The sequence below is a fragment of the Flagellimonas flava genome, assembly GCF_050617915.1.
In the GTDB taxonomy this organism is placed as follows: domain Bacteria; phylum Bacteroidota; class Bacteroidia; order Flavobacteriales; family Flavobacteriaceae; genus Flagellimonas; species Flagellimonas flava_A.
The window spans coordinates 1-263 of record NZ_JBODQE010000081.1 but is presented as its reverse complement, the minus strand read 5'-3'; the positions used below and the strand labels follow the sequence as shown (position 1 = coordinate 263).

General features: G+C 59.7%; 1 protein-coding gene. It reads right to left on the bottom strand.

The annotated features are described in order from the left end of the window. Positions 1-263, bottom strand: a 263-nt coding sequence (locus tag ACRHOZ_RS21060) for a MetQ/NlpA family ABC transporter substrate-binding protein (RefSeq protein WP_431130261.1), incomplete at both ends; no start/stop codon positions are given.

Sequence of the window (263 nt, the reverse complement as noted above, 5' to 3'; positions counted from 1 at the left end):
GTGCTGATAATCGCCACATCCACTTTCGGGTCGTCCAGCACGCGCGGCAGCTGAGCCCCTTCCAGCTCCATAATGTTCAGGTGACGCGGGTTGGCGGTAATATCGACCGCCGTAGGCAGCAGGCCAGTCCCCGCCTTGAGGGTAATCAGCTGCTCTTTTTGCAACAGCAGCAGCGCGCGGCCGAGGTTAGTGGGATCGTTCGGAATGGCGATTGTCGCCCCGTCTTGCAGATCGGCCACCGATTTTATTTTGCGCGAGTAGCC